The following is a 20383-nucleotide window of genomic DNA, read 5'->3' on the forward strand; positions in this document are numbered from 1 at the left end:
CCCCGATCTTCGACCTGGTCGACTACGGCATCGTCGGCGACCTCTTCGACGTCGTCCCGCAGCTCACCGAGGAGGTCAAGTCCCGCAAGGGCTGACCGCACATCTTTCGGGCAGGGGCCGCGTGGTGATCTTCACTGCGCGGCCCCTGCCCGTTGTGGCGGACCATTGACGCAGATCACGGGCTCCCGTTAACTTCATTCAACAGAATGTTGATTCCGTGAAGCGGAAAACACGGACACAGGGATCTGCGGAGGGTGTGGGAATGGGTCAGCAGGAGAAGGTGGCGACGAGCCTCGCCGGCGCGGTCAGCGAGGGCATCAGCGCCTCCCTGGCGACGGTGGACGCGGAGCTCGCCCGCCGGTACCCGGGAGACCCTGGCACCCGCCAGCCCGTCCACACCGTCTACGTCCCCGGCGACGTCTTCGCCGCCGACACCGTCCGCACCTGGGGTGACGCCGCCTTGGCGGCGCTCGACGAGCACGCCCCCGACGCCGCCGGCTTCGCCCGCGTCCTCGGCCTGAGCGACGAACTGGCCGAGCCGGTGTACACGCGTGTACGGGCCAAGCTGGAGCGCGAGCCGATCGAGGACCTGCGCGTCGACTTCGAGGACGGCTACGGGGGCCGGGACGAGGACGCCGACGCCGCACGCGCCGCCCGGCTGATCTCGGAGGCGTACGCGAAGGGCGCCGCCGCGCCGTACATGGGCATCCGCATGAAGTGCATGGAGGCCGCCGTGCGCGACCGGGGCATCCGCACCCTCGACATCTTCCTCACCGGCCTGATGGAGGCCGGCGGCCTGCCCGACGGGCTCGTCCTCACCCTGCCCAAGGTCACGTACACCGAGCAGGTGTCCGCGATGGTGCGGCTCGTCGAGGAGTTCGAGAAGGCCCGCGGCCTGGAGAGCGGCCGCATCGGCTTCGAGATCCAGATCGAGACCAGCCAGTCCATCCTCGGCCCCGACGGCACCGCCACCGTCGCGCGCATGATCGACGCCGCCGAGGGACGGGCCACCGGCCTGCACTACGGCACCTTCGACTACAGCGCCTGTCTCGGCGTCAGCGCCGCCCACCAGGCCAGCGACCACCCCGCGGCCGACCACGCCAAGGCCGTCATGCAGGTCGCCGCGGCCGGGACCGGCGTACGGGTGTCCGACGGCTCCACCAACGTCCTGCCCGTCGGCTCCACCGAAAAGGTCCACGACGCCTGGCGCCTGCACTACGGCCTCACCCGCCGCGCCCTCGCCCGCGCGTACTACCAGGGCTGGGACATGCACCCCGGCCACCTGCCCACCCGCTACGCCGCCGTCTTCGCCTTCTACCGCGAGGGCTTCGAGCAGGCCGCGGCGCGACTGTCCGCCTACGCCACCCACGCGGGCGGCGACGTCATGGACGAGCCCGCCACCGCCAAGGCCCTCAGCTCCTACCTGCTGCGCGGCATCGACTGCGGCGCCCTCGACACCGCGGAAGTCGCCCGGCTGACCGGTCTCACGCGCGCCGACCTCGACGGCTTCGCGGCGCCCCGGCGCGGGGAGTTGACGGCCACAGCCGAGTAACACCCTGCACCGGGCCCACCGCTGCCCCCTCGGGCTGTGTGCCGTCACTGTCGCATCTCCCGGGCCCCCCCGAGCCGTGACGCTGGATCAGGCCGGGGGGAATCTCCCCGGAGCCGCGCGGGATCAGGACGGTGTCCAGCGTCACGTGCGCCGGCTCCTCATTCACTCCGTCCAGCCTGCGGAACAGCCGCTCCGCCGCCGTACGGCCCAGGGCGGCCGCGTCCTGGGCTATGACCGTGATGCCGAGCAGGTCGGCGAGTTCGATGTCGTCGAAGCCGACCAGCGCGACCGGCTCCTCGCGTCCGGCGAGGAGCCGGACGACCGTCACCGTGACCCGGTTGTTGCCCGCGAAGATGGCGGTGACCGGCTCGGGGTCCTCCAGAATCGACGTCACCGCGTCCCGGACCCGCTCCGGCGCCGTGGAGCCCAGCGAGACCCAGGAGTCGTCGACCTCCAGACCCGCGTCCTCCATCGCCGCGCGATAGCCGCGCAGTCGCTCCACCGCGGTGTGGATGCGCGGCTGGTCGCCGATGAAGGCGATACGCCGGTGGCCGTGTGCTATCAGATGCGCCACGCCCGCGCGTGCTCCGCCGAAGCTGTCGGACATCACCGTGTCCGCCTTGATCCGGCCGGCCGGACGGTCGACGAACACCGTGGCCACGCCCGCCTTGATCTCCGGCTCCAGGTAGCGGTGGTCGTGACCCGCGGGGATCACGATGAGCCCGTCCACCCGGCGCGCGCACAGTGCGAGCGCCAACTCCTGCTCGCGGTCGGGGTCCTCGGCGCTGGAGCCGTTGATCAGCAGGGCGCCGTGCGCCCGGGCCACCTCCTCCACGGCCCGGCTGAGCGGCCCGTAGAACGGGTCGGCGAGGTCCTCCAGCACCAGGCCGATGGACGCGGTGCGGCCCTTCCGCAGCACCCGCGCACTGTCGTTGCGGCGGAAGCCCAGCGACTCGATGGCCTCCTGCACCCGCCGCTCGGTGTCGGGCGTGACGCCCGGTTCGCCGTTGACCACCCGCGAGACGGTCTTGAGACCCACTCCCGCGCGCGCTGCGACGTCCTTCATCGTCGGCCGATTTCCGTAGCGGGGCTCGGGGCCTCGAGGGCTTCCCGGCGGCTGCGGGGGACGAGTCGTATCGGCCACGGTGAGCTTTCTGTCCGACGGCAGGCGGTCGCGTTCGATGGTATGGGATGGTGTGGCGTCGGGCATAGGCCCTGGACAACGTTGTCAGGGCAATGGAGACTGTTGTCGAATCCGCAGGTCCGACAGTCTCCCCGGGGGATCGCACACCGATGCATACCAGCCTCGTCGCCGCTCTCGACATCGGCGGTACCAAGATCGCCGGCGCATTGGTCGACGGGGGTGGCGCTCTCCTGCTGCGTACGCAGCGCCCCACGCCGGCCCGGGAGAGCGGTGACGCGGTGATGCGCGCGGTGGAGGGCGTCCTCGCCGAGCTGACGGCGTCGCCGCTGTGGGCGGACGTACGGGCGGTCGGCATCGGCAGCGCGGGGCCGGTGGACCGCTCGGCCGGTACGGTCAGCCCGGTCAACGTCCCCGGCTGGCGCGACTTCCCGCTGGTCGAGCGGGTGTCACGGGCCGTCGGCGGTCTGCCCGTCGAGCTCGTCGGCGACGGCGTCGCGATGACGGCGGCCGAGCACTGGCTGGGCGCGGCCCGGGGATACGACAACGCGCTGTGCATGGTCGTCTCGACCGGCGTCGGCGGCGGTCTGGTGCTCAACGGCCGTCTGCACGCGGGTCCCACGGGCAACGCCGGACACATCGGCCACATCAGTGTCGATCTGGACGGCGACGCCTGCCCGTGCGGGGCGCGCGGCTGTGTGGAGCGGATAGCCAGCGGCCCCAACATCGCGCGCCGGGCCGTGGCGAACGGCTGGCGTCCCGGTGCCGACGGCGAGGCGACGGCCGCCGCCGTGGCCGAGGCGGCGCGCGCCGGCGACCCGGTCGCGACCGCCTCGTTCGAGCGCGCCGCCCAGGCACTCGCCGCCGGTATCGCCGCCACCGCGACGCTGGTGGAGATCGACATCGCCGTGATCGGCGGCGGTGTCGCGGGCGCGGGGGACGTGCTCTTCACGCCGCTGCGCCGTGCCCTGCGCGGCTACGCGACGCTCTCGTTCGTGCAGTGCCTGACGGTGGCGCCGGCGCGGATGGGCACGGACGCCGGTCTCGTGGGCGCGGCGGCGGCGGCGCTCACCCTCGGGCGGGCGGCGGACTGGGTGACGCACTCGGGCGCGGCCGGCCCCGTGTAGCTGGGCGCCCCTGTCCGGCACGACTTCTCGGGCGTGCCGACCGCCGGGCCCCGGACGACCCAAAGCCGTCACTGCCGTCGGCCCCCGGCACCCCCCGGCCGGGGGCCCCGGGGGTGCAACGCCCCCCGGGACGCTCACCAGGCGCGGTCTCCGTGCTGCTGCTGGGGGACGACCACAAGGAACGCGTCCGACTCCAGGTCCATCACCACCTCGGCCGCCAGCCCCTCGTCCCGGCGGTGCCGGGCATACTCCTCGGCGGCCCAGCTGCCCCGCGGATCTCCTGCGGGGAACTTCTCCAAAACAGTGCGGCGCATCGCGCACCCCCTTGTCTCTTCCGCTCCAACGACGGTCCTCGACAGGTGTCACGGGCAACGGCCCGGCCACAGTTCCGTCCTCGATCAGCCAACCCGTTCCGGCCGGGGGTTTCCGTGGCAGGGTGATGCGGGCAAGCCACTGTGGGCAACGGAAGAGGGGGACCCGTGATCGTCTGGATCAACGGTGCGTTCGGAGCGGGCAAGAGGACTGCCGCACGCGAACTGATCGATCTGATCCCCAACAGCACCCTGTTCGACCCCGAGCTCGTCGGCGCCGGCCTGCGGTACGTGCTGCCGCAGAAGCGTCTCGACGATGTCGCCGACTTCCAGGACCTTCCCATCTGTCGGCGGCTCGTCGTGGACACCGCGGCCGCGCTCCTCGCCGAGCTGGGCGGGGTGCTGGTCGTGCCGATGACCCTGCTGCGTCAGGAGTACCGCGACGAGGTGTTCGGCGGGCTCGCCGCCCGGCGCATCCCCGTCCACCATGTGCTGCTGAGCCCGGATGAAACGATCCTGCGCGCACGGACAGCGGGCCGGCCCGCGCCCGACGCCCCGGACGGCGACCAGCGGGTCAGGCAGTGGGCGTACGACCGCATCGAGCCCTATCGCGCAGCGCTCGGCTGGATCACCGCCGACGCGCACGTGATCGACACCAGCCGTATCGACCCGCACGAAACGGCCCGCCGCATCGCCGCGGCCGTACGTTCCGGAGCCGCGGCCGCCTGCGAGATCGTCCAGACGCCCGAACCCACCGCGGAGACCGTCGCCGCGGGCGTGCTCCTCTTCGACGACGAGGACCGGGTGCTGCTCGTCGACCCGACCTACAAGCCCGGATGGGAGTTCCCCGGCGGAGTCGTCGAGCGGGGAGAGCCGCCGGCACGGGCGGGGATGCGGGAGGTCGCCGAGGAACTCGGCCTCGAACTGGCCGATGTCCCACGGCTGCTCGTCGTCGACTGGGAGGCCCCGCGGGCGCCGCGCTTCGGCGGCCTGCGGCTCCTGTTCGACGGCGGCCGGCTCCCGGACGGCGACGCGCGACGCATACGCCTGCCCGGACCGGAGCTGCGCGACTGGCGGTTCGTGGGCGAACAGGAGGCCGCACACCTGCTGCCGCCCGCGCGCTACGAACGGCTGCGCTGGGCGCTGCGCGCCCGTGAACGCGGCACCGTGCTCAATCTAGAGGCCGGCATCCCCGTCGGCTGACGCCCCCGCCGCGTCCAGCAGCGCCGCGGTGGCGTTCTCGGTCAGCGGGTCGCCATGGCCGAAGCAGACCGTCGACGGCGCGAGCGAGGCCAGCCGGCGCATCGACACCTGTGCCGTCGCCCGGTCCACGTTGAACACCCCGAGCATCACCTGCCCGACCCCCGCCACGCAGTCACCCGTGAACAGCACCCCGTGATGCGGCAGATGGATGCCGATCGAGCCGTCGGTGTGACCGGGGGAGTGGACCACGCGCGCACCGCCGCCGAAGTCCAGTACGTCGCCGTCCTCCAGCTCCCGGTCCACCCGGGTCGGCGGCGCGGGCGGTACCGTGAGCCCGTGCTCGTACAGCGGGACCTCCCAGTCCAGCAGTACGGGCTCGGGCACGGGCGCCTCGCCCCGTACGACCGGGGCGTCGAGGCGGTGCGCCAGCACCTCGGCCCCGTACCGCGCGGCCAGTTCGCCGGCCGCCCCCACGTGGTCGCGGTGGCAGTGCGTCAGAACGATCCGCCGCAGGGCCGCCGGATCGAGCCCCGCCGCCCGTATCGCCTCCTCGATCAGCGGCGCGGCGTCCCGGTGGCCCGCGTCGACGAGCGTCAGCTCGTCGCCGTCGCGCCACAGGTAGGCCTGGCCGATCGGGAAGCGGAACATGTGCAGCTGCGGCAGTACCGGGATGAAGTCCATACGGCGAACGTACGCACAGGAGCACGCCCGCCGCCCGGAACTACGCTGCCGGCGATCTTCGCCGAGCGCGGAATCGCCTCCCCGCCCGGCAGGCGGTCAACCCAGCTTCGACTCGGCGTAGTTCACCAGGAACAGCGCCTCGGCGACCGACAGCCGCTCCAGTTCCTCGGGGGACACGCTCTCGTTCACCGCGTGGATCTGCGCCTCCGGCTCGCTGAGCCCGATCAGCAGGATCTCCGCCTTCGGATACAGCGCGGCGAGCGTGTTGCACAGCGGGATGGAGCCGCCCATCCCGGACGCCTGCATCTCCTCGCCCGGGTACGCCACGCGCATCGCCTCGGCCATCGACGTGTACGCGGGGCTGGTCACGTCCGCCTGGAACGGCTGGCCCTGGCCCACCTGCTCCAGCGTCACGCGCGCGTTCCACGGAGTGTGCTTCTCGATGTGCGCGAACAGCAGCTGCGTCGCCTCCGCGGCGTCCTGGCCGGGCGGCACCCGCAGGCTGATCTGCGCCCGCGCGCTCGCCGGGATGGACGGCGTGGCGCCCGCGACGGGGTGGCAGTCGATGCCGATCACGGTGACGGCGGGGCGGGCCCAGATCCGGTCCGCGACCGTGCCGTTGCCGGGCAGGCCGACACCGTCGAGGACCTTCGCGTCCTTGCGGAACTCCTCCTCCGGGTACTGCAGTCCCTCCCACTCGGCCTGCGCGGGAAGGCCGTCGATCACCGTCGACCCGTCCTCGGCGCGCAGCGAGTCCAGGACGCGGATCAGCGCGGCCAGTGCGTCGGGCGCGGCCCCGCCGAACTGGCCCGAGTGCAGGTTGCCTTCAAGTGTGTCGACCTGGACGCGGACCATGGTCATTCCGCGCAGCGTCGCCGTCACGGTCGGCAGGCCCACCCGGAAGTTCCCGGTGTCGCCGATCACGATCGCGTCGGCCGCGAGCAGGTCCGGGTGCTCCTCCGCGTACCGCTCGAGGCCGCCCGTGCCCTGTTCCTCCGAACCCTCCACGACGACCTTCACCGAGACCGGGACGCCGCCGTTCGCCTTGAGGGCGCGCAGCGCGAGCAGGTGCATGATGAATCCGCCCTTGCAGTCGGCCGCACCGCGCCCGTACCAGCGGCCGTTGCGCTCGGTCAGCTCGAACGGCGGGCTCATCCAGGCGGCTTCGTCCAGCTTCGGCTGCACGTCGTAGTGCGCGTACAGGAGGACGGTCGGCGCACCCTCCGGGCCGGGCAGCAGCCCGTACACCGACTGCGATCCGTCCGGGGTGTCGAGGAGTGCGACGTCCTGAAACCCCTCCGCGCGCAACGCGTCCGCCACCCAGCCCGCCGCCGCCTCGCACTCGCTGCGCGGCGCCACCGCCTCGTCCGCCACCGACTGGAAGGCCACCAGCTCGGTGAGCTCCGCCTTGGCACGGGGCATCAGCGAGGCGACGGTCTCGGCGATCGGATTCGCGGTCATGGGCACGCTCCTTGTGGGTGCGACGTTGTGCGCTGTGTGTACGGCGAATGTGTGGTCGATCCTCCCACAGGGGGCGGAAGCGGTCTGCGCCGTAGGATGCGGTCGAGAGCACGGGCCATGGGTCGGATCGGGAGCAGAAGTACATCGTGAGCAGCGAGAACGATGCCACCGGAGCAGAGGCGGCACAGGAGCTTGGCCAGGGTCCCGCGTGGGACGTCGTCGTGGTCGGCGCAGGACCCGCCGGAGCCTCGGCGGCGCACGCGGCGGCGGTGAGCGGTCGCAGGGTGCTGCTCCTGGAGAAGGCCGAACTGCCCCGCTACAAGACCTGCGGCGGCGGCATCATCGGCCCCTCGCGCGACAGCCTCCCACCCGGCTTCGAACTGCCCCTGCGCGACAAGGTGCACGCCGTCACCTTCTCGCTGAACGGGAAGCTGGCCCGCACGCGCCGCTCCAAGCGGATGCTCTTCGGTCTGATCAACCGTCCGGAGTTCGACGCCGGTCTGGTCGAGCAGGCGGAGAAGGCGGGCGCGGTCGTGCGCACGGGCGTCACCGTCTCCCGTGTGGAGCAGCACGGTCCCGCCGTCCCCGACCGGCGCACGGTCGCCGTCGTGCTGTCGGACGGCGAGACGGTGCTGGCCCGCGCGGTCGTCGGGGCCGACGGCAGTGCCAGCCGGATAGGCGCTCACGTGGGTGTGAAGCTCGACCAGGTGGACCTCGGCCTGGAGGCGGAGATCCCGGTGCCGGACACGGTCGCGGAGGACTGGGCGGGCCGGGTGCTCATCGACTGGGGCCCGATGCCCGGCAGTTACGGCTGGGTGTTCCCGAAGGGCCGGACGCTGACGGTCGGCGTGATCTCGGCGCGCGGCGAGGGCGCCGCGACCAAGCGGTATCTGGAGGACTTCATCGCACGGCTGGGGCTGGCGGGCTTCGAGCCCGCCGTCTCCTCCGGGCACTTGACGCGCTGCCGCAGCGACGACTCGCCGCTGTCGCGCGGCCGGGTGCTCGTGTGCGGGGACGCGGCGGGACTCCTGGAGCCGTGGACCAGGGAGGGCATCTCCTTCGCCCTCCGGTCCGGGCGGCTCGCGGGGGAGTGGGCGGTGCGGATCGCCGAGGCGCACGACGCCGTGGACGCCCGCAGGCAGGCGCTCAACTACGCGTTCGCCATCAAGGCGGGGCTGGGTGTGGAGATGGCGGTCGGCCGGCGGATGCTCGCCGTCTTCGAACGCAGGCCCGGTCTGCTGCACGCGGCGATCACCGGGTTCCGGCCCGCCTGGACCGCCTTCACCGACATCACGCGCGGGGCGACGACGCTCGCGGGGCTGGTGCGGACGCACTCGCTGGCGCGGCGCGCGCTGGACGTGCTGGACAAGCGCGCGTAGGTGGCATCCGGTCCGGTCGCGCGGCTTCGCGCGGCCGGGTTCGCGTGCGGCGGGGGGAGCCGGGTTTCGCGCGCGGCGGGGGCGGGGCGGCCGGCCGGCGCGGGTGCGGGCTCTCGGCTCGGCGACCAGGCGCCGCGCGCCCGTGAGACGCCGCCGCGTCGGCGGTCACTTCGTGACCGTGATGCGGAAGACGGGGTGCTTGGGGGCGGCGGCGAGGAGTTCCTCGTCCGTGGAGTCCGCGTCGACGTCCCCGAAGAAGCGGCCGACCTCCCAGCCCCAGCGCTTGAGGTACGAGCGGAGCAGGGCGGGCTTCTCCGCGTCGGGGAGTTCCACGGCGGTGAACTGCTGGGTTCTGCGGCCGACCTGGAGGCGGCCGCCGCCGGCCGCGCGCAGGTTGCGGACCCACTGCGAGTGGCCACGGGCGGAGATCAGGTACGGGCCGCCGTCGTAGGGGAGCGGGTTGACCGGTATGCGCCGCCATTCACCGGTGGTGCGGCCGCGCACGGAGAGCTCCGCGGTGCCCAGGAGGCTGATGCCGCGGCGGGCGAGCCATCCGACGGCGTTGTTGAGGACCGTGTCGAAGCGGTTGGGCTTGATGTAGTGGGCCGGGGTGTGGTGCGGCATGGCCGTGGTCTCGCTCTCTGTCCTGGTCGTTCGCCTTTTCGAGAGCACTGCTCTCGCTTGAGAGCAGTGTGCACGGACTCATACTCCGAAGCAAGAGCAGTGCTCTCTCTTGTGATGAGTGATCTCGTTCATGGTCAGTGCTCCGAAGCGTGACAGACTGTCTCGTATGACGACCGTCCGAGGGGCCAGGGAACGGGCCCGCAGCGAGATCACCGCGGCGATCAAGGAAGAGGCACGCAGGCAGCTCGCGGCGGAGGGAGCGGCGAAGCTCTCCCTGCGCGCCGTCGCCCGCGAGCTGGGCATGGTGTCCTCCGCGCTCTACCGCTATTTCCCGAGCCGGGACGACCTGCTGACCGCGCTCATCGTCGATGCGTACGACGCGGTGGGGGCGGCCGCGGAGGCCGCGGCCGCGGCGCGCGGTCCGGCGCCCGCCGCACACGCCGGGCGGGCGGGCGCCGTGGCCGGGCCCCCCGACGGACCGGGCCCTGACACCGCCACAGCCGCCGGGCACGCGCCCGCCGCCGCTGCCCGCACCGGCGCGTCGGGCCCCGAGGCCACCGCGGTCGCAGGTGTGCTCAGCGGCGGCGACGGCGTCGCCGCCGGGGCGGCCGGTGGCAACGCCGGCGTACGCGATCGCGCCACCGTGGCGCCGGGGCGGGAGTTCGCGCGGTGGGGCGACGTGTGCCGGGGCGTGCGGGACTGGGCGCTCGCGCATCCGCACGAGTACGCCCTGATCTACGGCTCGCCCGTCCCGGGCTACACCGCGCCCCCGGACACGATCGCCCCGGCCTCGCGCGTCGGCGCCCTGTTCATCTCGATCGTCCGCGAAGCCCATCGCACCGAGGGGCTGGCGGTCCCGCCGCTCGGCGGAGGGGTGGGCACCGAGGCCGAACGCATCGCCGCCGCCTTTGCCCCCGACCTGCCGCCGTCCGTCGTCGCCGCGCTCATCGCCGCCTGGGCGCAGCTGTTCGGGCTGATCTCCTTCGAGCTGTTCGGGCAGTTCGAGCGGGTCGTCGAGGACCGCGACGTGTTCTTCGCGCACGCCGCCGCGCGGCTCGCCGCCGAGGTCGGCCTGCGCCCGGGGCCGGCCGCCGGCACACCGTGACCGCCCGGCGGCAGGGCCGGGACTGAAGCGCCACCCGCCCCGTTCGGGATGCGCGGCGCCGTCCCGCGGGGTGTCGATGGAGATGCGGCTCGGAAAAAGGACCGGGTCCTGACACGCCACCCGCCCCGGTTCGCGGGCGCGCGGCGCCGGTCCCACGAGTGCCGATGGCGATGCGGCTCTCCGCAGCGCCACCTGGTGGACGCCCGAGCCGCTGCGCCGGCTGCCGCGCGCCGCGGCTCGCGGACGACCCGCACCCGGTCCGTACTGCACAGGGAGTACGCGTGACCGCCACGCCGGGGTGACGTCCCCGTCCCGTGCCCGGGTCTAGCGTGGCCGGTATGGACGAGCAGCGCGCCCGCGGGTGCGGTGGTCCGCCCTGGGCACGGGGCGGACCACCGCTGATGCGTCAGTGGGAGGAACGACGGCGCCGGGCCCGTGTTCCCTGGGTGTCGACCGTGGCGCTGGCCGTCTTCGTCATGGCCGGCACCGGCTTCGCCGCCGAGGGACAGCCCGAGCGGGAACCGGTCGACGCCTTCGCACGCGTCCTGCTCCTGCTCGGCCCCGCGCTGCTCCTGCTGCGCATCCGGTACCCGGTCGTCGCGGTCTCCGGCGTGTGCGCGGCCGCCTTCGTGTACTTCGCGGCTGGCTACCCCTACGGCCCGGTCTTCCTCACCATCGCCGTCGGCTGCTTCTCCGCGATCGTCGCCGGGCACCGCCGCGCCGCCTGGTGGTCCATCGGTCTGCTGTGGGCCGGCCACCTGCTGATTGCGCACTGGCTCTACCGCTATCTGCCCCCGGGAGGCGACGACGCCGCCCCCTGGGGCCAGGAGGTCTTCGTCACCGCCTGGGTCGTGGCCGTCGTCGCCGCGTCCGAACTGGTCCGCGTACGGCGCGAGGTCTGGGCCCGGGAGCGCGCCGAACGGGCGGCCGCAGAGAAGCGCCGCGCCGACGAGGAGCGGCTGCGCATCGCCCGCGAACTCCACGACGTCCTCGCGCACTCCCTCTCCGTCATCAACGTCCAGGCGGGCGTGGGCCTGGCCCTCCTCGACTCCGACCCCGAGCAGGCGCGGACCGCGCTGACCACCATCAAGGCCGCGAGCAAGGAGGCCCTCGGCGAGGTGCGCCAGGTGCTGGACACCCTGCGCACCCCCGGCGACGCCCCCCGCGCGCCGGCCCCGGGCCTGGCTCGCCTGCCCGAACTCGTCGAGCAGGCGGCGAGCGCCGGACTCACCGTCGACGTCGACACGGCGGGCACCCTGCCCGCGCTCCCGCCCGGCGCGGAGCTTGCCGCCTTCCGGATCGTGCAGGAAGCGCTGACGAACGTCGTCCGGCACTCGGGTTCGCGTACCGCCCGGGTGCGCATCGCCTACGCCGCGGGCCGGCTCGACCTGCGGATCGACGACGACGGGCCCGCCACCGGCTCCGACGCCGGGGGCAGCGGCAACGGACTGGCGGGCATGCGGGAGCGGGCCGCCGCCCTGGGGGGCACCATCGAGGCGGGTCCGCGGCCGGACGGCGGCTTCCGGGTCCGCGCCGAACTGCCCGCGCAGCCCAAGGAGACGACGTGATCCGCGTACTGCTCGCCGACGACCAGATGCTGGTGCGGGCCGGATTCCGGGCGCTGCTCGACGCCCAGCGGGACATCGAGGTCGCCGGGGAGGCGTCGGACGGCGAGGAGGCCGTGCGCCTGGTGGGCGAACTGCTCCCGGACGTGGTCCTGATGGACATCCGTATGCCGTTGCTCGACGGTCTCGCCGCGACGCGCCGGATCACCGATGACGAGCGCCTGAGGGACGTCAGGGTGGTCATGCTCACCACCTTCGAGCTGGACGAGTACGTCTTCGAGGCGATCCGTTCCGGGGCCTCCGGTTTCCTCGTGAAGGACACGGAACCGGAGGAACTGCTGCGCGCCGTAAGGGCGGTGGTGGAGGGCGACGCGCTGCTGTCGCCGGGCGTCACCCGGCGGCTGATCGCGGAGTTCGCCGCCCGGTCCAGGGCTCCGGCGAAGGCCGAGGGACTCGACGAGCTCACGGAGCGCGAGCGGGAGGTGATGGCGCTGGTCGGCATGGGGCTGTCCAACGAGGAGATCGCGCGCCGCCTGGTCGTCAGCCCGCTCACCGCCAAGACGCATGTGAGCCGGACGATGGTGAAGCTGGGCGCCCGTGATCGGGCCCAACTGGTCGTGTTCGCCTACGAGTCGGGCCTCGTGCGGCCCGGCTGGCTGGGCTGAACCGGGAGCCGTGAAGCGGCCGGCGGCCAGGTGCCCGCCGGCCGCGTCCCCCGTGGCGGTGTAGCTGTCAGTCGCCCACCTTCACCGGCTCCGGCTCCACAGCCGGAACGGACGTGGCGACGAGAACCGACTCCCCGGTGGCGCGTCGCGCACGCAGTCCGGTGAGGGTGATCAGCAGTCCGACGGCCGCGATCGCCGTGACGACCACCAGGCCAGGCCGGAAGCTGTCCAGCACCTCCTGCGCGGAGCGGCCGGTCTCGCCGCCCGCGGTGATCACGGCGGTGACGACGGCCAGGAAAATGGCGCCGCCGACCTGGATCGAGGTGTTCAGCAGACCGGACACCATGCCCTGCTCGTGGTCCTCGACACCGTTGGTGGCCTGGATGTTGAGCGACGGGAAGACCAGTGCGCACGCCGCGCCGAGCAGCAGCATCGACGGCAGGATCACGGAGGCGTACGTGGGCGTCAGGTCGATCTGGAGGAAGAGCGCGTACGCGACGACCAGCAGCGAGAACCCGGTGGCGATCACGCGAGGCGTCCCGAAGCGGTCCACGACCGAGCCGATCTTCGTCGCGGACAGCGCGACCAGCGCGCCCGCGGGCAGGAACGCGAGGGCGGTCTGCAGGGCCGACCAGCCGAGCAGCGACTGCATGTACTGGGTCACCAGGAACTGGAAGCCCACGTAGGAACCGAAGAAGAACGCCGCGCCGAGGTTCGCCCGGATCTGGTTGCCGGAGCGCAGCACGCCCAGCCGGATGAGCGGGTGCGCGCTGCGGCGCTCGATGGTGACGAACGCGGCGAGCAGGACGGCGGTGGCGGTGAAGGAGAGCAGCGTCTGCGCGGAGGCCCAGCCCACTTCGGGCGCCTGGACGACGGTGAAGACGAGCAGCAGCATCGACAGCGTGCCGGTGACCGCGCCGGGCAGGTCGTAGCCCTTGCCGGAGTGCTCGCGGCTGCTGCGCGGGATCAGCCTGATCCCGGCGACGAGCGCGATCAGCGCGATGGGCGCGGGCAGCAGCATGGTCAGCCGCCAGCTCACCTCGGTCAGCAGTCCGGAGAGCACGAGGCCCATGGAGAAGCCGGTGGCGGCGCAGGTGGTGTAGATCGACAGCGCGCGGTTGCGCTGCGGGCCTTCCTTGAAGGTCGTGGTGATGATCGACAGGCCGGCCGGAGCAGTGAAGGCGGCGCTGAGGCCCTTGATGAAGCGGCTGGCGATCAGCAGCGGGCCGGAGTCGACGAGGCCGCCGAGCAGGGACGCCAGCGCGAAGACGGCGAGGGCGACGAGGAAGACGCGGCGGCGTCCGAGGAGGTCGGCGGCGCGGCCGCCGAGGAGCAGCAGTCCGCCGTAGCCGAGGATGTAGCCGCTGACGATCCACTGCAGGGTCGAGGTGGACAGGTGGAGATCGGTGGCGATCGAGGGCAGCGCGACACCGACCATCGAGACATCGAGGGCGTCGAGGAACATCGCGGCGCAGAGCACGAGCAGGGTGCCCCACAGGCGCGGGCTCCAGCGGTCCTGCGATGGGGGGACGTTGATCGGAGAGGTCATGCGCAGCACGCTACATGCACATGCATTGACTGCAAGTGCATTTAATTCCGGTGCAACAAAGTGCGTCATTTCTGCTAACGTGCGGTCATGGCTGCGACGAAATCCGAGCGCGTGCTCGTGAAGGAGTGGCGGGACGTCCTCGCGCTGCACGCGCGCACGATGTGCGAGCTCGATCGTGAGCTGCACAGGTTCGGGCTGGGCGCCAGCGATTTCGAAGTGCTGGACGTGCTGGCCGAGTTGGGCGGCGATGACGGGGCGCCGGGCGAGTGCTCGTCCCGTGTCCAGGAGCTGGCCGGCCGCGTGCACCTCAGCCAGAGCGCGCTCTCGCGCCTGATCGCCCGTCTGGAGAAGGACGGACTGGTGACCCGGGGCATGTGCCCCGAGGACCGCCGCGGGGTGCGGGTGGCGCTCACCCAGGAGGGCCGCGCGCGCCATGCCGAGGTGAAGCCGCTGCAGCGCGCGGTGCTGTCGCGCATGCTGCCGGACGCGACGGACTGAGTTCTGTCGCGCCCTGGCTCCGAGGCACGGTGACCGCGGTTTCCCCGCCGGCGCAGGCGCGTGTGACAGGGCGGAGGGCACGTGTCCCCGCCGACGGACCGGCGTTAACCCAACGGGACGGGGCTCCGGGGTGGTCGGGGGACGGGCCCCGACCGGCGGTCGCGCCTACTGTCAGGTGATACCCGAGGTCTCGCGTCACAGGCGGGCGAGTGCCGCATCGCCGGTGACGGACACGGCGTCCAGGGGCAGCCTGTTCCAGAGCGTCAGGTAGAGCCGCTCCGCCGACCCGCTCAGCTCGCAGTCGCACGGACCCTCGCCGCCGCGTGCGCGCCGGCTCCTGCGACAGCCGCACGGTCCACACGTCGCCCGTGTCCGTGGCCGCGACGCGCAGCACCTTGGGGGTCGCGGTACGCACCCCGCTCTTGCGCCGTGCGTGGAACGCCGCCAGCAGCTCGTCGATCCCGTCCACCGCGAACTCCGCGGCGACCGGCCCGGGTTTCCCGTCCGACGCCGACTCGGCATCCGCCCGGTGCACCGCCGTCTCATGGGCCTGGCGCCGCGCCCAGAAGGCCGGCGGCGAGGGCGCGGGCAGGAACGACCAGCACGCGAGGTCGGCCGGTGCCTCGCTCAGCGCCGCCACCAGCAGCCCGTGCCCCTCGCGGAACCATGCGAGCAGTGCGTCGCCGCCGAGATCGGGCTCCCCGGCGTCCGGGCGGTACGCGGTGTGTCCCTCGGTGACGAACGACATCGCCCAGCGGTGCACCGTGCCCGTGTGCCGCAGCAGGTCCCGCATCCGCCAGCCCGGGCACGTCGGCACGAGCGCCCCGGGGCCGGCCGCATCGGCGGCCGCCGCGAGCAACTGCCCCTCACGCACCAGGGACTTGATCAGCGCCGAGGTCTCCATGGCGCAGATTCTGCCGGCGCGACGGGACCCGCTCCAGGGCGCCCAGCCTCGGAACGCCGAGCGCCGCCACCGGGCGTCAGGCCCCGTGTGGGCGCGCGGTCTGCGGCCCGTCGCGCAGCAGTCGGACGAACAGGCCCAGCGCGCAGGCCTGTACGAGCACCGCGACGACCAGCGCCGGGTAGAGGAACGCGGCGGACTCCGCCACGCCCTCCCCGAACACAGTGCCCAGCGCCATGAGCGCGAAAATCGTCGGCGCGGTCAGCAGGAACAGCCATATGCCGGCCATCGACGCGTCCTCGTGGTGCACGAACAACGTGTCGACGGCCACGAAGAGGGCCGCTGCGGCGACCAGCGCCAGATAGATCCTGGACGCGAGGTTGCCGAAGGTCAGTTGTGCGAGCGAGGTCAGTCGAGCGTGCATGGCCGTCTCCCCTGGTGGTCGTCGTCCTTCCATGCTGCGCCGGACCGGGTGCCCGCACCTGAGTACGGCTACTCAGCCGCCGTGGGGGAGACGGCCCGATCCTGTGAGCGCCCGGCGGCCCGACCGCGCCGCGCGACCTCCGTACCCGGCGCCGAGGCGTGACGTGCGCCGTACGCGATCAGCGCGGCTCCTGCGGCCAGTGCCGCCACCGTCGTCAGCGCGACGGGCAGCGAGAACCAGTCGGCGAGGAAGCCGATCACGGGCGGGCCCAGCAGCATGCCGCCGTAACCGAGCGTGGACGCGGCCGCGACCCCGCTGGGCCCGGCCAGCGCGCCCGCCCTGCCGACGGCCACGGGGAAGATGTTCGCCAGGCCCAGACCGGCGACGGTGAAGCCCAGCAGCGCGAGCCACACGTTCGGCGCGAGCGCGCCGAGCAGCATCCCGGCCGCGGCGGTTGCGCCGCCGGCGACGAGCGTACGGGTCTGGCCGAGCCGCTCCAGCAGCAGCGTGCCGGTGAGGCGGCCTGCGGTCATGGCGAGGGCGAACAGCGAGTAACCGGCGGCGGCCACGCCCGGATGCGCGTGCAGATCCTGCTCCAGGTGCAGCGCGCTCCAGTCGGCCATCGCACCCTCGCCGTACGCGGTGCACAGCGCGATCACGCCGAAGAGGACCACCAGGTTGCGGGTGCGCCCCGTCAGGCGCGCAGGTGCGGTCCCGGGCGCGGGGCCGTCGGAGTTCGGCGCCGGGTGCGTCAGGAGCACGGGTCCGGCGGCGGCGGTGACCAGCAGGCCGAGCCCGGTGAGCGCGAGCAGGTGCGCGGTCGGGGACAGGCCGCCGGCGACGAGACCGCCGAGTCCCGCGCCGAGCATGCCGCCGAGGCTGAACGCCGCGTGGAAGCCGGGCATGACGGGCCGGCGCAGGGCCGTGACCAGATCGACGGCCGCGCTGTTCATGGCGACGTTGATCCCGCCGTACGCGGCGCCGAAGACGAGCAGCACCAGACCGAGGGTGAGCGCGGAGTGCGTCAGCGGAGGCAGCGCCATGCTCAGCGAGAGCAGCACGGCGCTGCCCACGGTCACGGCGTGGCTGCCGAAGCGGCGGCACAGCCGGCCGGTGAGCGTCATGGTGACCACGGCGCCGGCGGAGACGCCGAGGAGGGCGAGGCCGAGATCGCTCGCGGAGGAACCGGTCTGTTCCTTGATCGCGGGAATACGGACGACCCAGCCGGCGAAGAGGAAGCCGTCGAGGGCGAAGAAGACGGTGAGGGCGGTGCGGAGGCGGGACAGGGAGAGCGGGGCGGTGTTTCCGCCGGGTCCCCCTGAAGCGGCCGTCCGGAGTTTGTTTAGAAGCGGCACAAACTCAGGATAGGGCCTGGGGCCCGTTGCGTACAAGGCGGCTGCTGCCCGTCCGGATCATGGGACACTCACCTGCATGAACGGCAAGGCGACGAGCAACCGGACGAGAATCGAAAGAGGCCGCAGCGCCCTCGGCCCGGCACTGGAACTGGTGCACACCGGGCGGGCGCCCACGCGTGCCGTACTCACCGCCGAGCTCGGCGTCACCCGCGCCACCGCCGGAGCCGTCGCCGCCGAACTCGAAGCGCTCGGCCTCATCCGGGTCGACTCGCGGCCCGGAGCCGCCGCCGGATCCCAGGGCCGCCCCTCGCACCGCCTCGCCGTCGACGACACCGGCCCGGTCGTCCTCGCCGCCCAGGTCCACGCCGACGGATTCCGTGCCGCGCTCGTCGGCCTCGGCGGCCGCACGGTCGCCACAGCGCCCGGCTGCGTCACCGTCCAGGCGGATCCGGCGCAGGTGCTCGGTGAGGTCGTCGAGGCGGGCGCGGCGCTGCTGCGCGAGAGCGGCCGACGCTGTGTCGGCGCGGGGCTCGCCGTGCCCTCCGCGGTCGCCGAACCCGAGGGCACCGCCCTCAACCCCCTGCACCTGGCCTGGCCGGCCGGTGCTCCCGTACGCGACATCTTCGCCGAACGCGTCGCCGCGGCGGGCATCCGGGGGCCCGCCTTCACCGGCAACGATGTCAACCTCGCGGCACTCGCCGAGCACCGCCACGGCGCCGGCCGCGGCGCCCAGCACCTGCTGTGCGTCGCCACCGGACACCGCGGAGTCGGAGGCGCGCTGGTGCTCGACGGCCGCCTGCACACGGGCAGTTCGGGGCTCGCTCTGGAGGTCGGTCACCTCACCGTCAACCCGGAGGGCCGCCCCTGCCACTGCGGCAGCCGTGGCTGCCTCGACGTCGAGGCCGACCCCCTCGCCTTCCTGACCGCCACGGGCCGCGACCTGGGCCCCGAGGTCTCGCTGCTCCAGCAGTCCAGGGACCTGCTGCGCGGGGAGTACGACGACCCGGCCGTCCGCAGGGCGGCGGAGGAACTCATCGACCGCCTCGGCCTCGGCCTCGCCGGACTGGTCAACATCCTCAATCCGGACCGGATCATCCTCGGCGGCCTCCACCGCGAACTCCTGGAGGCGGACCCGGAGCGCCTGCGCGCGGTCGTGGCGGACCGCAGCCTGTGGGGCCGCAGCGGGGGCGTCCCGATCCTGCCGTGCACCCTCGACCACAACTCTCTGGTGGGCGCCGCGGAGCTGGCCTGGCAGCCCGTCCTCGACGACCCGCTGGCGGCGCTCGCCTGACGCACCGACGGGCGGGACGGCGGCCACCCGTCCGGAGGACGGCCCGGCGATCCGCGCCGTGCTTGCGGGTAGTCGACGACACATGACCCACAAGCCCTCCGGGCCGCACCGCGCGCACCGGTTCGAGCACCTGCACCGCAGAGTGCTCGAATCACCCGTCGGGCTCGGCTGGAACCGCGGCCGGGAGATGGAGCTCATGCACCGCGCCATGGGCTTCGCCGCACTCGGTTTCGTCACCCTCGTGCCGCTGCTCGTCGTCGTCGCGGCCGCCGACCCCGTCAGCGCCGAGGGCTTCGCCCGGTGGCTCGGCGAGGGGCTCGGCGTCTCGCCGGGGTCCCAGCGGCAGGTCGAGCAGCTCTTCGGTATGCCCGGACAGGCGCTCCAGCGCACCACCGCGTTCGGTCTCGCCGCGCTCGCCGTCTTCGGGCTCACCTTCGGGTCCGCCGTACAGACGGGCTACGAGAAGGTGTGGGACCTGCCCACAGCCCGCTGGCACACCATGTGGCGCCACGTGGTGTGGCTGGCGCTGCTGATCCTCTTCCTCGTGGTGTTCATCAATCTCCCGGAGCCGGACTCGGTCATGGCCACCGTGTTCACCATGATCGCCGACCTGCTGGGCACGGTCGTGTTCTTCTGGGTGTCCCAGCGCCTCCTGCTCGGCGGCCGGGTCCGCTGGCGCGCCCTGCTGCCCGGTGCGGTGGCCACCGCCGTGTCCATGCTCGGGCTGCGGGTCTTCTCGCAGCTCGTCTTCTCGCCGCTGATCGCCTCGAACGCCGTCACCTACGGCCCGTTCGGCACCGTCCTCGTGATCCAGTCGTGGCTCGTCGGCGTCGGTGTGGTGGTCTACGGCGGGGCGCTCGCGGGTCGCCTGGTCCACGAGGAGCTGACCCGGCGCAGGCTGCTCCGCGCGGTCGAGCACGACGACTTGTAGCCCACCGTCCCGCTACCGGGCCGGCCGCGCACGAGAGTCACCAGTGGCGTCCCCGGCCCAGGGAGCCGCGCTCGGGCGACGAGACGTGCAGGACCTCGTAACGGTCGCCGGGCGCCGCGGGCGAGTCGTGGTCCCACAGGGTCACGTACATCAGCTCCCATCGGTACGGGTCGACGCCGAGCGCCGCGCAGACGGCGCCCTCGCGCCGCGCGAGCCGTTGCGTCTCGGCAGCGGCCTCCTCGACGAGCGGGCCGGGCCGGATCCCCAGCGGAAGCCGCTGCCTGCGCCGGACGGCGGTGCGCGCCCCGGCCGCCGCCGAGGGCCCGTCGTGGTACGCGGCCCCCGTCCAGTGCTGCACCTCCGGGCGGCCGAAGTCGTCGACGATGCCCTGGAAACCGGGCCCCCACAGAAAGCCGTTCATGCCCTCGGGCGCGGTCCACAGGTACAGCGGCGCGTACTGGTTCACGGGCGAGCCGGCGGCGCGTTCGCGCATCAGGTACGCCTTGAGGCCGAGGCCGGGGAAGCCGTCCAGCAGATGGCCGCGGCGCGCCACGCGGTCGCGGATGATCCCCATGTCGTAGTCGGCGGGCAGGGTGATCTCGTACTGCATCGCATGCACG

19 protein-coding genes and 2 pseudogenes are annotated in these 20383 nt (G+C 73.2%); 10 read left to right on the forward strand and 11 right to left on the reverse strand.

Annotated elements, in window-relative coordinates; genetic code table 11:
- The first annotated feature begins 262 nt into the window (after positions 1-262).
- Positions 263-1552, forward strand: a complete 1290-nt coding sequence (locus tag ACWD0A_RS17370) for a DUF6986 family protein (RefSeq protein ID WP_451298919.1) — start codon at positions 263-265, stop codon at positions 1550-1552.
- Here the strand turns inward: ACWD0A_RS17370 and ACWD0A_RS17375 are convergent.
- Positions 1485-2618 (reverse strand): LacI family DNA-binding transcriptional regulator, encoded by a 1134-nt coding sequence (locus tag ACWD0A_RS17375; protein ID WP_451298921.1) that lies wholly within the window; start codon positions 2616-2618, stop codon positions 1485-1487. The genes ACWD0A_RS17370 and ACWD0A_RS17375 overlap by 68 nt on opposite strands.
- Before the next feature lie 227 nt (positions 2619-2845).
- Here ACWD0A_RS17375 and ACWD0A_RS17380 point away from each other — a divergent pair, with 227 nt between their 5' ends.
- Positions 2846-3820, forward strand: a complete 975-nt coding sequence (locus tag ACWD0A_RS17380) for an ROK family protein (RefSeq protein ID WP_451298923.1) — start codon at positions 2846-2848, stop codon at positions 3818-3820.
- Positions 3821-3954: 134 nt separating this feature from the next.
- On the opposite strand, the gene ACWD0A_RS17385 is transcribed toward ACWD0A_RS17380, so the two are convergent.
- The gene (locus tag ACWD0A_RS17385; RefSeq protein ID WP_451298925.1) at positions 3955-4134 is read right to left on the reverse strand and encodes a hypothetical protein; all 180 of its coding nucleotides are present in this window, start codon (positions 4132-4134) and stop codon (positions 3955-3957) included.
- Between the two features lie 165 nt (positions 4135-4299).
- On the opposite strand from ACWD0A_RS17385, the gene ACWD0A_RS17390 reads away from it, so the two are divergent.
- Positions 4300-5334, forward strand: coding sequence for an NUDIX domain-containing protein (locus tag ACWD0A_RS17390; RefSeq protein WP_451298927.1), 1035 nt, complete (start codon positions 4300-4302; stop codon positions 5332-5334).
- Here the strand turns inward: ACWD0A_RS17390 and ACWD0A_RS17395 are convergent.
- Together ACWD0A_RS17395 and ACWD0A_RS17400 are read right to left on the reverse strand one after the other, a co-directional pair.
- On the reverse strand, positions 5308-6015 hold the full coding sequence (locus tag ACWD0A_RS17395) for an MBL fold metallo-hydrolase (RefSeq protein WP_451298929.1): 708 nt from the start codon (positions 6013-6015) through the stop codon (positions 5308-5310). The genes ACWD0A_RS17390 and ACWD0A_RS17395 overlap by 27 nt on opposite strands.
- A gap of 96 nt (positions 6016-6111) precedes the next feature.
- The gene (locus ACWD0A_RS17400; RefSeq protein WP_451298931.1) at positions 6112-7476 is read right to left on the reverse strand and encodes a M20/M25/M40 family metallo-hydrolase; all 1365 of its coding nucleotides are present in this window, start codon (positions 7474-7476) and stop codon (positions 6112-6114) included.
- Positions 7477-7622: 146 nt separating this feature from the next.
- Between ACWD0A_RS17400 and ACWD0A_RS17405 the strand changes: the two genes are divergently transcribed.
- Complete coding sequence (locus ACWD0A_RS17405) at positions 7623-8855, forward strand: geranylgeranyl reductase family protein (protein WP_451298933.1); 1233 nt, start codon at positions 7623-7625, stop codon at positions 8853-8855.
- 165 nt (positions 8856-9020) lie between these two features.
- Here ACWD0A_RS17405 and ACWD0A_RS17410 read toward each other — a convergent pair whose 3' ends face one another.
- Entirely contained in the window at positions 9021-9479 is a 459-nt protein-coding gene (locus tag ACWD0A_RS17410) for a nitroreductase family deazaflavin-dependent oxidoreductase (protein ID WP_451298935.1), read from the reverse strand.
- A 166-nt stretch (positions 9480-9645) separates the two neighbouring features.
- On the opposite strand from ACWD0A_RS17410, the gene ACWD0A_RS17415 reads away from it, so the two are divergent.
- From ACWD0A_RS17415 to ACWD0A_RS17425, 3 genes are all read left to right on the forward strand, one after another.
- A complete protein-coding gene (locus ACWD0A_RS17415) occupies positions 9646-10584 on the forward strand; it encodes a TetR/AcrR family transcriptional regulator (RefSeq protein ID WP_451298937.1) in 939 nt (312 codons plus the stop codon).
- Between the two features lie 338 nt (positions 10585-10922).
- On the forward strand, positions 10923-12152 hold the full coding sequence (locus ACWD0A_RS17420) for a sensor histidine kinase (protein WP_451298939.1): 1230 nt from the start codon (positions 10923-10925) through the stop codon (positions 12150-12152).
- Positions 12149-12814, forward strand: a complete 666-nt coding sequence (locus tag ACWD0A_RS17425) for a response regulator transcription factor (RefSeq protein ID WP_451298941.1) — start codon at positions 12149-12151, stop codon at positions 12812-12814. Before ACWD0A_RS17420 ends, ACWD0A_RS17425 begins: the two co-directional genes overlap by 4 nt.
- Before the next feature lie 67 nt (positions 12815-12881).
- Here ACWD0A_RS17425 and ACWD0A_RS17430 read toward each other — a convergent pair whose 3' ends face one another.
- Positions 12882-14363 (reverse strand): MFS transporter, encoded by a 1482-nt coding sequence (locus tag ACWD0A_RS17430; RefSeq protein WP_451298943.1) that lies wholly within the window; start codon positions 14361-14363, stop codon positions 12882-12884.
- Positions 14364-14450: 87 nt separating this feature from the next.
- Here ACWD0A_RS17430 and ACWD0A_RS17435 point away from each other — a divergent pair, with 87 nt between their 5' ends.
- Positions 14451-14861: a MarR family winged helix-turn-helix transcriptional regulator gene (locus tag ACWD0A_RS17435; RefSeq protein WP_451298945.1), complete on the forward strand. Its 411-nt coding sequence runs from the start codon at positions 14451-14453 to the stop codon at positions 14859-14861.
- A 195-nt stretch (positions 14862-15056) separates the two neighbouring features.
- Here the strand turns inward: ACWD0A_RS17435 and ACWD0A_RS17440 are convergent.
- The 4 genes and pseudogenes from ACWD0A_RS17440 to ACWD0A_RS17455 all read right to left on the reverse strand — a co-directional run.
- Positions 15057-15347 (reverse strand): annotated as a pseudogene (locus tag ACWD0A_RS17440) (hypothetical protein); the annotation flags it as partial.
- Positions 15247-15765 (reverse strand): annotated as a pseudogene (locus ACWD0A_RS17445) (maleylpyruvate isomerase family mycothiol-dependent enzyme); the annotation flags it as partial. The pseudogenes ACWD0A_RS17445 and ACWD0A_RS17440, both read right to left, overlap by 101 nt.
- Before the next feature lie 76 nt (positions 15766-15841).
- On the reverse strand, positions 15842-16186 hold the full coding sequence (locus ACWD0A_RS17450) for an SCO4225 family membrane protein (protein WP_451298947.1): 345 nt from the start codon (positions 16184-16186) through the stop codon (positions 15842-15844).
- Between the two features lie 68 nt (positions 16187-16254).
- Positions 16255-17541 carry an MFS transporter gene (locus ACWD0A_RS17455; protein ID WP_451298949.1) on the reverse strand — a complete coding sequence of 429 codons (1287 nt, stop codon included), beginning with the start codon at positions 17539-17541 and terminating at the stop codon, positions 16255-16257.
- 76 nt (positions 17542-17617) lie between these two features.
- Here ACWD0A_RS17455 and ACWD0A_RS17460 point away from each other — a divergent pair, with 76 nt between their 5' ends.
- Positions 17618-18832 carry an ROK family protein gene (locus tag ACWD0A_RS17460; protein WP_177148246.1) on the forward strand — a complete coding sequence of 405 codons (1215 nt, stop codon included), beginning with the start codon at positions 17618-17620 and terminating at the stop codon, positions 18830-18832.
- An 82-nt stretch (positions 18833-18914) separates the two neighbouring features.
- Positions 18915-19763 carry a YhjD/YihY/BrkB family envelope integrity protein gene (locus ACWD0A_RS17465; protein WP_451298951.1) on the forward strand — a complete coding sequence of 283 codons (849 nt, stop codon included), beginning with the start codon at positions 18915-18917 and terminating at the stop codon, positions 19761-19763.
- 37 nt (positions 19764-19800) lie between these two features.
- Here the strand turns inward: ACWD0A_RS17465 and ACWD0A_RS17470 are convergent, their stop codons facing one another.
- Positions 19801-20382 carry a DUF4865 family protein gene (locus ACWD0A_RS17470; RefSeq protein ID WP_451298953.1) on the reverse strand — a complete coding sequence of 194 codons (582 nt, stop codon included), beginning with the start codon at positions 20380-20382 and terminating at the stop codon, positions 19801-19803.
- Between the last annotated feature and the right edge of the window lies 1 nt (position 20383).

It is taken from the genome of Streptomyces sp. NPDC002867 (assembly GCF_053591895.1).

Excerpts from the sequence above, each read along its gene's own strand:
- ACWD0A_RS17370 (WP_451298919.1), top strand. The coding sequence starts at position 263 with ATGGGTCAGCAGGAGAAGGTGGCGACGAGCCTCGCCGGCGCGGTCAGC.
- ACWD0A_RS17375 (WP_451298921.1), bottom strand. The coding sequence starts at position 2,618 with ATGAAGGACGTCGCAGCGCGCGCGGGAGTGGGTCTCAAGACCGTCTCG.
- ACWD0A_RS17380 (WP_451298923.1), top strand. The coding sequence starts at position 2,846 with ATGCATACCAGCCTCGTCGCCGCTCTCGACATCGGCGGTACCAAGATC.
- ACWD0A_RS17385 (WP_451298925.1), bottom strand. The coding sequence starts at position 4,134 with ATGCGCCGCACTGTTTTGGAGAAGTTCCCCGCAGGAGATCCGCGGGGC.
- ACWD0A_RS17395 (WP_451298929.1), bottom strand. The coding sequence starts at position 6,015 with ATGGACTTCATCCCGGTACTGCCGCAGCTGCACATGTTCCGCTTCCCG.
- ACWD0A_RS17400 (WP_451298931.1), bottom strand. The coding sequence starts at position 7,476 with ATGACCGCGAATCCGATCGCCGAGACCGTCGCCTCGCTGATGCCCCGT.
- ACWD0A_RS17410 (WP_451298935.1), bottom strand. The coding sequence starts at position 9,479 with ATGCCGCACCACACCCCGGCCCACTACATCAAGCCCAACCGCTTCGAC.
- ACWD0A_RS17415 (WP_451298937.1), top strand. The coding sequence starts at position 9,646 with ATGACGACCGTCCGAGGGGCCAGGGAACGGGCCCGCAGCGAGATCACC.
- ACWD0A_RS17420 (WP_451298939.1), top strand. The coding sequence starts at position 10,923 with ATGGACGAGCAGCGCGCCCGCGGGTGCGGTGGTCCGCCCTGGGCACGG.
- ACWD0A_RS17430 (WP_451298943.1), bottom strand. The coding sequence starts at position 14,363 with ATGACCTCTCCGATCAACGTCCCCCCATCGCAGGACCGCTGGAGCCCG.
- ACWD0A_RS17435 (WP_451298945.1), top strand. The coding sequence starts at position 14,451 with ATGGCTGCGACGAAATCCGAGCGCGTGCTCGTGAAGGAGTGGCGGGAC.
- ACWD0A_RS17450 (WP_451298947.1), bottom strand. The coding sequence starts at position 16,186 with ATGCACGCTCGACTGACCTCGCTCGCACAACTGACCTTCGGCAACCTC.
- ACWD0A_RS17460 (WP_177148246.1), top strand. The coding sequence starts at position 17,618 with ATGAACGGCAAGGCGACGAGCAACCGGACGAGAATCGAAAGAGGCCGC.
- ACWD0A_RS17465 (WP_451298951.1), top strand. The coding sequence starts at position 18,915 with ATGACCCACAAGCCCTCCGGGCCGCACCGCGCGCACCGGTTCGAGCAC.